This window comes from Rhizobium aouanii (assembly GCF_037002925.1).
Lineage (GTDB): Bacteria > Pseudomonadota > Alphaproteobacteria > Rhizobiales > Rhizobiaceae > Rhizobium > Rhizobium aouanii.
Map to the genome: position 1 here is coordinate 349,828 of NZ_JBAMYD010000001.1, position 12,411 is coordinate 362,238.

The 12,411-nt window shown below is 61.5% G+C and carries 14 protein-coding genes; 10 read left to right on the forward strand and 4 right to left on the reverse strand.

Annotated features, from left to right (window positions below; translation table 11 throughout):
* Positions 1-108: 108 nt before the first annotated feature.
* The 7 genes from V8P77_RS01680 (at position 109) to V8P77_RS01710 (ending at position 4,314) form a co-directional block, all read left to right on the forward strand.
* Positions 109-816 carry a DUF1045 domain-containing protein gene (locus V8P77_RS01680; protein WP_335910356.1) on the forward strand — a complete coding sequence of 236 codons (708 nt, stop codon included), beginning with the start codon at positions 109-111 and terminating at the stop codon, positions 814-816.
* A gap of 114 nt (positions 817-930) precedes the next feature.
* Positions 931-1,854: an allantoinase PuuE gene (gene puuE / locus V8P77_RS01685; RefSeq protein ID WP_335910357.1), complete on the forward strand. Its 924-nt coding sequence runs from the start codon at positions 931-933 to the stop codon at positions 1,852-1,854.
* The gene (gene uraD, locus V8P77_RS01690; protein ID WP_025395557.1) at positions 1,854-2,354 is read left to right on the forward strand and encodes a 2-oxo-4-hydroxy-4-carboxy-5-ureidoimidazoline decarboxylase; all 501 of its coding nucleotides are present in this window, start codon (positions 1,854-1,856) and stop codon (positions 2,352-2,354) included. The genes puuE and uraD overlap by 1 nt, the downstream gene beginning before the upstream one ends.
* On the forward strand, positions 2,351-2,713 hold the full coding sequence (locus V8P77_RS01695; protein WP_025395556.1) for a HepT-like ribonuclease domain-containing protein: 363 nt from the start codon (positions 2,351-2,353) through the stop codon (positions 2,711-2,713). Before uraD ends, V8P77_RS01695 begins: the two co-directional genes overlap by 4 nt.
* Positions 2,697-3,218 (forward strand): ureidoglycolate lyase, encoded by a 522-nt coding sequence (locus V8P77_RS01700; RefSeq protein WP_335910710.1) that lies wholly within the window; start codon positions 2,697-2,699, stop codon positions 3,216-3,218. The genes V8P77_RS01695 and V8P77_RS01700 overlap by 17 nt, the downstream gene beginning before the upstream one ends.
* Positions 3,215-3,571 (forward strand): hydroxyisourate hydrolase, encoded by a 357-nt coding sequence (gene uraH / locus V8P77_RS01705; protein WP_003541961.1) that lies wholly within the window; start codon positions 3,215-3,217, stop codon positions 3,569-3,571. Before V8P77_RS01700 ends, uraH begins: the two co-directional genes overlap by 4 nt.
* 2 nt (positions 3,572-3,573) lie before the next feature.
* Entirely contained in the window at positions 3,574-4,314 is a 741-nt protein-coding gene (locus V8P77_RS01710) for a metallophosphoesterase family protein (RefSeq protein WP_335910358.1), read from the forward strand.
* A gap of 22 nt (positions 4,315-4,336) precedes the next feature.
* Here the strand turns inward: V8P77_RS01710 and V8P77_RS01715 are convergent, their stop codons facing one another.
* From V8P77_RS01715 to V8P77_RS01730, 4 genes are all read right to left on the reverse strand, one after another.
* On the reverse strand, positions 4,337-6,094 hold the full coding sequence (locus V8P77_RS01715) for a flotillin family protein (RefSeq protein ID WP_335910359.1): 1,758 nt from the start codon (positions 6,092-6,094) through the stop codon (positions 4,337-4,339).
* A complete protein-coding gene (locus V8P77_RS01720; protein ID WP_335910360.1) occupies positions 6,091-6,738 on the reverse strand; it encodes an OB-fold-containig protein in 648 nt (215 codons plus the stop codon). The genes V8P77_RS01715 and V8P77_RS01720 overlap by 4 nt, the downstream gene beginning before the upstream one ends.
* Before the next feature lie 4 nt (positions 6,739-6,742).
* The gene (locus tag V8P77_RS01725) at positions 6,743-7,882 is read right to left on the reverse strand and encodes a PspA/IM30 family protein (protein ID WP_335910361.1); all 1,140 of its coding nucleotides are present in this window, start codon (positions 7,880-7,882) and stop codon (positions 6,743-6,745) included.
* Positions 7,883-8,032: 150 nt separating this feature from the next.
* The gene (locus V8P77_RS01730; protein WP_335910362.1) at positions 8,033-8,641 is read right to left on the reverse strand and encodes a CDP-alcohol phosphatidyltransferase family protein; all 609 of its coding nucleotides are present in this window, start codon (positions 8,639-8,641) and stop codon (positions 8,033-8,035) included.
* 200 nt (positions 8,642-8,841) lie between these two features.
* On the opposite strand from V8P77_RS01730, the gene V8P77_RS01735 reads away from it, so the two are divergent.
* Genes V8P77_RS01735 through V8P77_RS01745 form a run of 3 tightly spaced genes read left to right on the forward strand, consistent with a single transcriptional unit; the run spans position 8,842 to position 12,401 of the window.
* The gene (locus V8P77_RS01735) at positions 8,842-10,626 is read left to right on the forward strand and encodes a bifunctional alpha/beta hydrolase/class I SAM-dependent methyltransferase (protein ID WP_335910363.1); all 1,785 of its coding nucleotides are present in this window, start codon (positions 8,842-8,844) and stop codon (positions 10,624-10,626) included.
* A gap of 9 nt (positions 10,627-10,635) precedes the next feature.
* Positions 10,636-11,964, forward strand: coding sequence for a phosphatase PAP2/dual specificity phosphatase family protein (locus V8P77_RS01740; RefSeq protein ID WP_335910364.1), 1,329 nt, complete (start codon positions 10,636-10,638; stop codon positions 11,962-11,964).
* The gene (locus tag V8P77_RS01745; protein WP_335910365.1) at positions 11,961-12,401 is read left to right on the forward strand and encodes a hypothetical protein; all 441 of its coding nucleotides are present in this window, start codon (positions 11,961-11,963) and stop codon (positions 12,399-12,401) included. The genes V8P77_RS01740 and V8P77_RS01745 overlap by 4 nt, the downstream gene beginning before the upstream one ends.
* Positions 12,402-12,411: the final 10 nt, after the last annotated feature.

Below are 12,411 nucleotides of genomic sequence, written 5' to 3' on the forward strand. Positions count from 1 at the left end.
ATTAGACGCCACTGCCTTTCGTTATTCTGTCATGCAAATCACCTATCTGCTTGCGCATCGACAGCGCCGGATCTGAACGGCGCTCACTTCCTTGATGGAGGAAATTGCATGCGCTATGCCATTTGCTTCACGCCTCCGGCGAGCGACCCGTTGTCGCTCGTGGCCGCCAATTGGCTTGGCCGAAACGTGTTTTCGGGCGATATGATGGAGCCTCCGGCAGTTCGTGGCCTCGGCATTCACGAGATCGCCTTCCATACCGCCGTGCCGCGGCGCTACGGATTTCACGGCGTTTTGAAGGCGCCGTTCCACTTGTCGCGCGACATGCCCGAATCGCAACTCCTGCGCGATCTCATGCGTTTTTCCGGGACCTTCGTTCCCTTCCAGATTCCGCGTATCGAAGTCGCTCGGCTCGGCAATTTCTACAGCCTGCTGCCAAGCACGCCCTGCGAGCAGATCCAGTATCTCGCCTCGGCGATCGTGCAGGAATTCGATCGTTTCCGCGCACCGCTCAGCGAGGCCGAGATCGAACGCAGCGATCCGGATGGGCTGTCGGCGACGCAATTTTCCAATCTGCATCGCTGGGGCAATCCCTATGTGATGGAGGAGTTCCGCTTTCATATGCCGGTGACAGGCCCCGTCAACGCGATCGACATGCCGCGCATCGAGCCGGCGTTGCGGACGATCTTCGAGCCTGTCCTCCGCGAACCTGTCACGGTTTCGAACGTGGCTCTGATGATCGAGGAGGGCACTGGCGGTCCTTTCCGCGTTCATTCGCTGCATCCGATGGGCAAGGTCAGCGCGCGCAAAATCGCTTGAGTCTGCCGATGGGCTAAAGGCTTGTGCCGTAAGGCAAAATCCGGCGGAGCAGTTTCCGTCTCGACATTCCAGCTGCGGATGCTACCGTTCCCCGTCTTTTCAGAAGGTGATTTGATGGTATCCGAGACTTATCCGCGCAATCTCGTCGGTTATGGGCGTCTGACGCCCGATCCGAAATGGCCGGACGAGGCACGCGTCGCCGTGCAGTTCGTCATCAACTACGAGGAGGGCGGCGAAAGCTCGATCCTCGACGGAGATCCGGCTTCGGAAAACCTGCTGTCGGAGATCGTCGGTGCGGCCGCCTGGCCGGGGCAGCGCAACCTCAACATGGAATCGATCTATGAGTATGGTTCGCGTGCAGGCTTCTGGCGGCTCTGGCGGATGTTCACCGATCTCAAGGTGCAGGCAACCGTCTACGGCGTGACGCTGGCGATGGCCCGCAACCCCGAGGCCGTCGCCGCGATGAAGGAGGCCGGCTGGGAGATCGCCACCCACGGTTACCGCTGGCTGGAATACAAGGATTTTCCTGAAGATCTGGAGCGCAAGCATATCCTCGAAGCCGTGCGCCTGCACACCGAACTCACCGGCGAGCGGCCTTACGGCATGTACCAGGGCAAGCCTTCCGACAATACGCTTCGGCTGGTGCAGGAGGAGGGCGGTTTCCTCTATTCCTCCGATTCCTATGCCGACGACCTGCCTTATTGGGTGAAGGGCGTCGACGGGAAACCCTTCCTGATCATTCCTTATACGCTCGAAACCAACGACATGCGTTTTGCGACGCCGCAGGGCTTCAATGCCGGCGATCAGTTCTTCACCTATCTGAAGGACGCCTTCGACACGCTTTATGAGGAAGGCAAGGCGGGCAGCCCGAAGATGATGTCGGTCGGATTGCATTGCCGCCTCGTCGGACGTCCCGGCCGGGCGGCGGCGCTGAAGCGCTTTATCGAATATGTGCTGAAGCACGACAAGGTCTGGATTCCTCGCCGCATCGAGATCGCCGAGCACTGGCACAAGCATCATCAGCCGGAAGCGCTCTGATGATGTCGCGCGAGGATTTCGTCTCCCGCTTCGGCGGCGTCTTTGAACATTCGCCTTTCATCGCCGAGCGCGCCTATGACGGCGGCCACTTGAGAGAGCCGCTGACGGCGGCCGGCGTGCATGCGTCGCTAACCGCCGTCTTCCGGGCGGCAAGCCCGGAGGAGCGCTTCGGCGTGCTCAGCGCCCATCCCGACCTTGCCGGGCGCCTCGCGATAGCAGGTGAACTCACCGAAGACAGCCGGAAGGAGCAGTCCGGCGCCGGTCTGGACCGTCTGAGCCCGGCCGAACATGCCCGCTTCACCGAACTCAATTCGGCCTATGTCGAAAAATTCGGCTTTCCCTTCATCATCGCCGTCAAGGGGCTCGGCAAGGACGATATCCTGTCGGCCTTCGAAATACGGATCGGCAATGGCAGGGACGAAGAATTTGCGACCGCGACGGCGCAAGTCGAGCGAATCGCGCTGCTGCGCCTGACGTCAATGCTGCCGGAGGCTGAATGAAGGAGCGGCGCGCGATCGACTATCTCAATGAGATGTATGAGGCGGCATCCGAAGCGCTGTCTTTCGTCGGCGGAATGGATGGGGCGGCATTCGCCGGGGACAAGCTCACTTTCAAGGCGGTCACCTTTTGCCACTTCACCATCGGTGCCGCGGCATCCCGCTTGCTGGTGACTCATCCGGAATTTGCGAGCGAGCATCCCGATCTGCCGTGGACGAAAATCTGCGGCACGGGCAACCGTATCCTCGACGGTGTCTTCGATCTCGATCCTTCCGACATCTGGGAGGCGACGTATCGCACGCTGCCGGAGCTTCTTTCGGCGATCGATGCCATCCGTCACTGGCATGCCGAAGGTGAGTGAACGATTGCCCCCACATCTCGACATCCGTCGACTTACGAGATCCGCCTTTGCTCCCTTCGGCGAGGTGATCGAAGCCGACCCGGCCTCGATGCGGCTCATCAATGGCGGCACGACGGAGCGTTTCCATGCGCTCGCCGCCACCGAGGCGACGGGCGAGGGTGCGCGCGTCATCATCAACCTCTTTCGTGGCCAGCCGCGCAGCTTCCCCTATGAAGTCACCATGATGGAGCGCCATCCTTTCGGCAGCCAGAGTTTTTCGCCGGTCTCGGGCCGTCCTTTTCTGGTCGTCGTCTCCGAGGATGAGAACGGCCGCCCGGGCAGGCCGCAGGTGTTTCTGGCGCGCGGCGACCAGGGCGTGAACTATCGCCGCAACGTCTGGCATCATCCGCTGATGGCGCTCGGCCAGGCCTCGGATTTCCTGGTCGTCGATCGCGATGGGCCGGGCAATAATCTGGAAGAATACTTCTTCGAAACCCCTTATATCATCAAAGAACCAGCCCCATGACCGGACTGACCACGCATGTTCTCGACACCGCTCTCGGCAAGCCGGCCGAGGGCTTGAGGATCGATCTTTTCCAGCTTGACGGCGAGATTCGCAGACATCTGAAGACGGTCGAGACCAATGCCGACGGCCGGGTGGATGGCGGCCCCATCCTCATTGGTGAAAATTTTCGGGCCGGCACCTATGAACTGGTCTTCCACGCCGGCGATTATCTGAGGGCCAGCGGCACGCCGTTGCCGCATCCCGCCTTCCTCGATCTCGTGCCGATCCGCTTCGGCATTGCCGACGTCACGGCGCATTACCACGTGCCGCTGCTGATTTCGCCCTATGGCTATTCTACCTACCGAGGCAGCTAAAAATGCGGTTTGCGGCAATTGCCGATATCCATGGCAACCATCTGGCGCTCGAGGCGGTGCTTGCGGATATTCGTGCGCAGGAGATCGATGAGATCGTCAATCTCGGTGATTTCTTCAGCGGCCCGCTCGAGGCCGGCAGCACGGCAGACTTGCTGATGCCGCTTAGCCTGACGTCGGTCCGCGGCAATCACGACCGCTATCTGATCGAGCAGGATCCGGCCTCCATGCATGCTTCGGATGCGGCCGCCTACCGGCAATTGATGCCATCCCACCTCGACTGGCTGCGCGGCCTGCCGTTCGATACCGTTTATCGCGGCGAGGTCTATCTCTGTCACGCAACGCCGAAGGACGACAATCTCTACTGGCTGGAATCGGTCTCGGCGGAAGGCTTCGCCTTCCTGAAGCCGATCGAGGCGATCGCGGCGCTGGCCGAAGGCATCGACCTGCCGCTGATCCTCTGTGGCCACAGCCACATCCCCCGCGCTGTGCGCCTCTCCGATGGCCGCCTGATCGTCAATCCAGGCAGCGTCGGCTGCCCGGCCTATGACGACGAGTTGCCTTATTATCACAAGGTCGAGACCGGCCATCCGCTGGCAAGTTATGCCATTCTGGAAAAGGGGACGGGCGGATGGACATGGCAGGCCCGAACCGTCGCCTATGACCATATGGCGATGTCGGCACTGGCCGCCGAAAGAGGCCGTGCCGACTGGGCAGGCGCGCTGGCAGCGGGTTGGGTGAGATAATCCAAACCCGCTTGCGCGGCGATCAGTCCTTCTTCGGTGCTGGCTTCGGCGCCGGAGGGATGATCGTTTGTGTCGGGGCTGCGGCCGGTATTGCCGGCTTTGCCGGGGCTGCGGCGGGCGTCGCCGGTCTTGCCGGTTTTGCACCATCGAGATTTCCAAGGAGAGATGAGATGGCATCGTCGCCTTCGAAGCCGGCTTCCTTCAACAATTTGTCGAGGATCGGTTTGTTCGCCTGGTAGGAGAGGAGCTGGCCGGCCAGTCCTTCACCGAGCCCGATGCCGTTTCCGCCGCCCGCTCCGTTTCCACGGCCAAGCATGCCGCCGGTGTCGAATATCCTGATATCGGAGATCTTCTCGATCGGCTTGACCGCTTCGGCGAGGGCCTGCGGAATGATGCGGATCCGTTCGCGGGTGATCTCGAACTCGATGATAGCAGGGCTCAGCTTGTTGCGCGCGTCGTTGAGCAACGCCTCGCTCTCGGCCGCGGCCTTGCCGGTTTCGAGAATGCCCTTGGCCTTGATGATCGCCGCATCCGCCTCGGCGATGGCGAGCGTCTTGATGGCCTCGGCCTGGTCGCTTGCCGCCTGTTTTTCGGCTTCGGCGCCGACGGTGACGGCAGTCGCTTCCGTCTCGGCTTTCTTGCGTGCGTCGATGACGGCAATCTGCTTTTCTCGTTCGGCAATCTCGATTGCCTTGGCGGTGCCGACCTTTTCTTCTGCTGCTATCGCCAGCGCGCGGGCCGTTTCCGCAGCCGCCTTCGCTTCGGATTCTTCACGGCTCTTGTTGGCAACGGCGATGGCGCTTTCCTGTGCCACGATCTGGAGGTCACGCTTGGCTTCTGTTTCGCGTTGCTGGACGGCGCGGGCGGCGTCGATGTTGGCGCTTTCGCGAGCCTGCTTGGCAGAGGCCTCGCGTTCGGCGATCGCCTGTTCGGAAGCGATGCGGGCTTCTTCTTCGGCGCGTTTTGCGGCCTGCTCCTGCTGCGCGGTTTCGGCGCGTGTCGCCGCGGATTTGTTGGCGATGTCCCGTTCCTGGCTGAGTTCGGCTTCCCGCTTGGTCCGCTCGATGGTCAGCGATTGCTGGCGGGCCTCGAGATCCTTCTGGGCAATGGCGACTTCGGTGTCGCGAACGATCTCGTTTCGCTCCTTCTTGCGTCCCTCGGTAATGCGGGTCAGTGCCGCAAGACCCTGCGCGTCGAAGAAGTTGTTGGCGTTGAAATGCTTGATATCGGTCTGGTCGAGGCGTGTCAGCGACACGGATTCGAGCTCGAGACCGTTCGACTGGAGATCGGCGCCAACAGCTTCCTGCACGGCCTTGACGAAGTCCATGCGCTGTTCCTGCAAAGCATCGAGGTTCATCGTCGCCGCCACCGAACGAAGGCCGTCGACGAATTTCGCCTCGATCAGGATGCGGAGAGCCTCGGCGTCGTTGGTGCGGTTGCCGAGTGTCTGAGCTGCAAGCGCAATCGAGGAGGCATCGGGTTTCACGCGCACATAGAATTCGGCGCCGATGTCGACGCGCATGCGGTCCTTGGTGATCAGTGCATCGCCTTCGCCGCGGCGAACCTCGAGCCGCAATGTCTTCAGGTTCACCCGGGCAGTCGAATGGAAGATCGGCAGGACGACCGAACCGCCGTCGAGCACGACCTTCTGACCGCCGAGACCGGTGCGCACATAGGCCTCATCGCGGCTGGAGCGCGTGTAAAGAGAGGCGAGGACAAAACCGATGCCGAAGATCAGAACAATCCCAATGCCGGCTGGTAGAATAACGTCGTACATCATTGCTGCTCCCTCAAAGATTGATTGTCCGCATCGGCGGGGTCGACCGGCGCGGGAATGGCGATAAACACATTTGCCTTGTGATCGACGAGAAGAACCGAAGCGCCGATCGCGAGCGGACCTTCGCCCTTGGCGGCTCGGGCTCGAAGCACATGCCAGTTTCCATGCTGATCCTTGACGCGGACGCGGCCCGGCAGCCCCTGATCGAGCGGGCCGATCGAGACCTCGGCGGTCCGGCCGAGCAAGGCGTCGAGATCGACCGCATAGGTTTCGTCGTGCGGTACAGCACGCGCCACGGTTCTGCTTGATGCCCTGACCATGGGGATGGTTGCGAGCGCGGCAAGTATGACGGCTATAAAGCTTGGCAGCGGCGCCCAGAAGGCGTTGGCGACGGCCTGCAAGGCAAAGCCCGTCATCGCGAAGAAGCCGAGCGTCAGCATCATGAGAATCAGCAGCGGAACACCGCCGAGATTGAGCCAGGAAAGGTAAGCCAGGATGCCGTCATGGCCATGAACCTCCGGCTTTCCCAGAAATTCCGTCATCGAAAAACCCATGACCATCGCGAGCATCTCGATCGCGGTCAGGCCGACAAGGATCGCTGCGGCGATGGCAAAGGGCGCACATTCGGGGGAGAAAAGAAGTGCCATCGTGTTATCGGTTATCCGCCTTGAAGCGTGCGAGCCGGGCTTCGATTGCCTGTTCGCGGTGCAGCCGGTCGAGTTCGTCCAATTCGGAACTGTGGCCATGCTCGCCAGCGGGAACTCCGGTCAGTCGCGAGACGGCTGCGGCAGCGCGGGCAGCATCTGCACCCGGTGCGGGCTGGTTGTGACCGGTCGCTGCTTGTTCGGGATGCCGGGTGATACTGCGCTTGAAATCGGCGAGGCGAGCGTCCGCCTCGCGGCGCGTGGCGAGCACGGCCTGCAAGGCCTTCTGGCCTTCGTCCACTTGTTCCCTGGCATCGGCCAGCGCCTTATCGAGCGCTGCGATCTGGGATTCGAGATCAATCTGACGGGCGACGCCGGCCTTTGCCAGGTCATCCCGCCCGGAGGAGACGGCGAGGCGGATCTTCTGGTCGAGCGCGTTCATGTCTTCGACGATTTCGTCCCGGCGGCTCTGGATGCGGTATTCCTCCGCACGCGCCTTGCCGAGATCGGTGCGGGCCTCATCAGCCGCCGCATCGATCTCGCGAACCGCCTGTTCGATGACGGCGATCTTGTTTACGCCTTCCGCCTTGTCGATCGCTGCATTCGCGATGCCCGCGATCAGGCGACCCATGCGTGAGAGAATGCCTTCGTTCGTCATGTTTTCCTCCATCCGAGCGGAATTCGGCGTGACGCCGATGTGAATCTCGTAACGGTCCTGGCCCGCAACGAGGTAGGCTGGAAAAATACTCTCCCATCCCCGTGAATAACCCGCGACATCGAAGGGCACGGCAACGCGTCCGTGCACCGTGGCGATCGTCAGGTCCGAGGGGCCCTTGATGGCGAAGAGCTTGTCGTCGAGCGGCAGATGCGGCGGATCGGCGGTCACGCCGCGATTGGCGGCGAAATCGCGAAGGCCGAGCGTGACCAGCCTTGCCGGCAGGCCCGTTTGCTCGCGGACAGTTTCATAGGCAAGGTCATGCAGCACGACGAGATTGGCGCCCGCCTTGTCGGCGACGAGGCTGGTCAGGATTTCGATCATCCTGAGATAGGCGGCAATGGTGTCGTCCAGCGCCTGCCGGGCGTAGTCGTCAGGCGCCAGCATGTAGCGCAGCAGTGATGGATGCGGTGTCTTGCCTGTGGTAACCATAGGTAAAACATAAAGTACCGCTTTCGTGCTTTCAAGAGGTCGCGCTAAAAATACAACCTAAGCTTAACGTTCGGTTAGAAGGAGAGAATCGACACAGTTTTAGGATCACATTTGCCGATGGAAAACTCGGTAGCGGATCGGCGGTCGCTCCTATCGGGCGGCCGTGTGTGCCTCGCGAATGCCGGCACTGATGCGGTTGATGATCGTCCATATGAGAAGTAGAGCCACCACCGCCCAAAGCCACGATGTCCATGCTGCAAACGTCCCACCAACCGCGACAAAGATGCCGAGCGCGCCGAAGAGCACGGCACGGTCGCTTTTGCCCAGCGGCCCGTCGTAACGCCGGCTTGCCCCGACCGTTTGACCCAGAACGCCGGTAAATTCCGCCAGCACCGAGAGGAATATGACGGCCATCGCCGGCATCAAACCATTCGGATCGATGAGCGCAAACGGCAAATACAGGGCGACATCCGACACAACATCACCGATCTCGTTCAGATACGCGCCTAAAATGCTCTTCTGCCCATGTTCGCGCGCGAGCATGCCGTCAATGGCGTTGAGGCCCATGCGCAGGAGAAACCATATAGGCACCAGCAGGAACCAATGCGGCAGGGCGACGCTCAGAAAAAGGCCCAATGCAACCGACACGGCGGCGGCAACGGTCGTCACCTGATTGGCGGTGACGCCTCGCGCCGCGAGGGAGCGCACCAGAGGGCGAAGAATATTCTGAAACCGGGACTTCAATTGATAAACAGACATGCGACCTCAGTGGAATATCGTGGCGTTTGATCAGTCTATCCCGGCTCGGGCAGTACAGATCGTCGTACCTGTGGGAAAGGCCGGACTTCATATCGGTTCACGCAAAGGACTTACATTTGCAACTAGACTTTTGCAATGAAAGCAACTCACTGTGCCGCCAATGGATGCAACCTATCCACCTATCAGAATTGGAGAAGACCGTGCTGCAAACTGCCGATAGTGTGCAACCCTTCTCGACGGCCAGACCAATGCGTGAATCCGAATTCGCATCGCATGATGGCACGCGACTGTTTTACCGGATGTGGCCCGCGACCGGTGCTTCCCCGAAGGGCGCAGTCATTCTTCTCCATCGCGGCCACGAGCATAGCGGCCGCGTCGCCCATCTCGCAACCGAGCTCGGCCTCGATGATTTTGCTTTCTACGCCTGGGACGCACGCGGCCACGGGCGTTCGCCGGGAGAGCGCGGCTATTCGCCATCCTTTGCGGCCTCGACGCATGATCTTGATTGCTTCGTCCGCCATGTCAGCGAAACCAGCGGTGTTTCAGTCGAAGACATCGCCGTCATTGCACAAAGCGTCGGCGCGGTTCTGGCCACCACCTGGGTGCACGACTATGCGCCGCCAATCCGTGCGCTCGTGCTGGCCTCCCCAGCCTTCAGCGTCAAGCTCTACGTGCCTTTTGCCAAGGAAGGCATTGCGCTCTGGGACAAGCTCAAGGGGACATTCTTCGTCAACTCCTATGTCAAGGCGAGGTTTCTGACGCATGACCCCGAGCGCATCGCCTCGTACGAATCCGACCCATTGATCACCCGGCCGATTGCCTCCAACATCCTGTTGCAGCTCTATGAGGCGGCAGCCCGGGTCGTCGCCGACGCCCGCGCCATCACCGTGCCAACCCAGCTGCTGATCTCCGGCAGCGACTGGGTGGTGCGACACGCGCCGCAGCACCGGTTTTACGAAAACCTCGGCAGCCGCATCAAGGAACGGCATGTGCTTGCCGGCTTCTACCATGACACGCTCGGCGAAAAGGACCGCGCGATTGCCCTGGCCGAGGTCCGCCGTTTTATCGACGCGTGTTTCGCCGAGCCCTGGGCACCTGCCGACCTTCGCACCGCCCATATCCAGGGCTATACCAAGGACGAGGCCGACCGGCTCGCGAGCCCGCTTGATGCGACATCCCCACGCGGCATCTACTGGGCGCTCAGCCGCCTCAACATCAAGATCGGCGCTCTGGTGTCAGAAGGCATAAGGACCGGGGTCAAGACCGGCTTTGATTCCGGCTCGACGCTCGATTACGTCTACGAGAACAAGCCGCGCGGGCTCGGCCCCGGTGGGCGTTTGATCGACAAGGTGTTTCTCGAGGCGATCGGCTGGCGCGGCATCAGGCAGCGCAAGCTGCACCTGCAGGAGCTGATCGACCGCGCGCTGCAGCGCCTGAAAGCAGCCGGCCGCAGTACTCATATGCTCGACATAGCGGCCGGGCATGGCCGTTATGTCCTTGATGCGATCGAGACGGCTGCCGTGCGTCCCGATAGTGCGCGATTGCAGGACTATTCCTCCATCAACGTCGACGCCGGCCGCAACAGCATTGCCACGCGCGGACTGAGTGATTTCGTGAGCTTCCGCCAGCAGGATGCCTTTGACGGCGAGGGGCTGGCTGCAATCACGCCGGCTCCGGATCTCGCGATCGTCTCCGGCCTTTACGAGCTGTTTTCCGACAATGCGCTGATCGCCGCTTCGCTCGATGGGATCGCCCGTGCGATGCAGCCCCATGGTCTGCTCGTCTACACCAACCAGCCATGGCATCCGCAACTGGAGATGATCGCCCGCGCCCTGACCTCGCACCGCGGCGGCGAGGCGTGGGTGATGCGGCGGCGGACGCAAGAGGAAATGGACCAGCTGGTCGCCGCAGCCGGTTTCCGCAAGATCGAGCAGCGCATCGACCAGTGGGGCATTTTCACCGTCTCGCTGGCTGAGAGAGTCTGAGGGCAAAGCGTGGAGAAGGCACGTTCAACTTTTTCTCAGACAGCGCTGGTCCCGAAGCGGGCAGCGCTCTGGCTCGCCTTCCTGGCGCCGTTCTTCTATCTGAGCTATGGCGGGGCCAATTGGCTGGCATCGCAACGCGTTCATGTGCCGAACGTCGCCTTCGCATGGGAAAGCGCCATTCCGTTCCTCGGATGGACCATCATTCCATATTGGTCGATCAATCTGTTCTATGCACTCTGCCTGTTCATCAACACGGCGCCGCGCGATGTGGACAGGCTGGCGAGGCGTTATCTGACGATCCAGATAGTAGCTGTAGCCTGCTTTACTGCGTTTCCGCTCGAAGCGACCTTCGTGCGGCCGGCAACGAGCGGCCTGCCGGGCTTCATGTTCGCCGTCCTCGGTGGCTTCGATAAGCCGTTCAATCAAGCGCCGTCGCTCCATATCGCACTCCTGGTGGTGATATGGGATCATCTGCGCGGCCGGTTGCCGCGGAAGGTGCGGCTTCTCTGGCACCTCTGGTGCTTCCTGATCGGTGTCTCCGTGGTGACCACGTGGCAGCATCACATCATCGACATACCGACCGGCATGCTACTTGGTCTGTTTGCCATCTGGCTTTTTCCGCGTGATGCCGGTTCACCTCTCGCGAATTTTACGATGAGCGGCGATCCAAAGTCGCGCCGTCTCGGTTTCTATTATCTGTGCGGTGCCATCGCATTTCTCGGCCTTGGAGCGCTATGCACGCCCTTATCGGCAGCGGCGCTTCTGTTGCTCTGGCCGGCTGTTGCGCTGGCGATCGTCGCGCTCGGATATTTCGGCGCCGGCCCGCAAATATTTCAGAAACGCGTCGATGGCCGGGCCACGCTAACCAGCCGCTGGCTGCTGGCACCCTACCGGCTCGGCGCTCTCATCAATATTCGGCTCTGGACCCGGAGGATGCCGGCTTCTGTGGCGATCGCCGACGGCGTCCATCTCGGTCGTTTTCCGCGTCGCCACGAGGCCAACCGTTTTGCCACGGTGATCGACATGACCGGCGAACTTCAGCGCCCGAGCGGGACGCTCGCGCGCTGGTGCAGCTTTCCGACCCTTGATCTTACAGCCATCGACAAGATCCAGGCGCTCGCCGCGGCAAACCTCATCGAGATTGCGCGCCAGCAGGGACCGGTTCTCGTCTGCTGTGCGTTGGGCTTCCAGCGGAGCGCCTGCGTCATCGTGCGTTGGCTGCTCATCAGCCGACGTTGCGAAGATCCAGCCGAAGCAGTGCGGCTGATCGAACGGGCGGGGCGGCGTGTTCATTTGCCCGCAGATAGTATCCACGCCGTGACGGAGGGCTTGCAATGACGCAGTGGAATGCCGCGGCCTCGGCGGCAGCGCGAAATCTCGGCCGCAATTCGATCTTCTGCGGGCTGACAGCGCTGCTGCCACTGATTGCCGGCCCGATCGCCGTGCAATATCGAGGCTTCGCTGCATCGCTCGGCTGGCTTTCGATACTCGTTTTCTGCGTGATTGTCCTTGCGCTGGCGGTCCATCTTCTCTTCGATGCGCTGCTGTTTCGTCTCGCGTCGAGCCACGAGACCGAGGCCGCCGGTCTTGCCGCCGTCGACGACCTGCTGTCCAGGATGCAGCTTCGCAAGCCTGAGAAGACGCCGACTGGCCTGGAGAAGCGGATTGCCGGATCGCGCCGTATCGTCTGGCGGCAGCGTTTTGCGCTCGCCGCCTGTCTCGTGATTTTCGCGATCCTTCTGTTCGATGCAAGCGGCGGCCTGCCGCTATGCTGAATCGCATGCG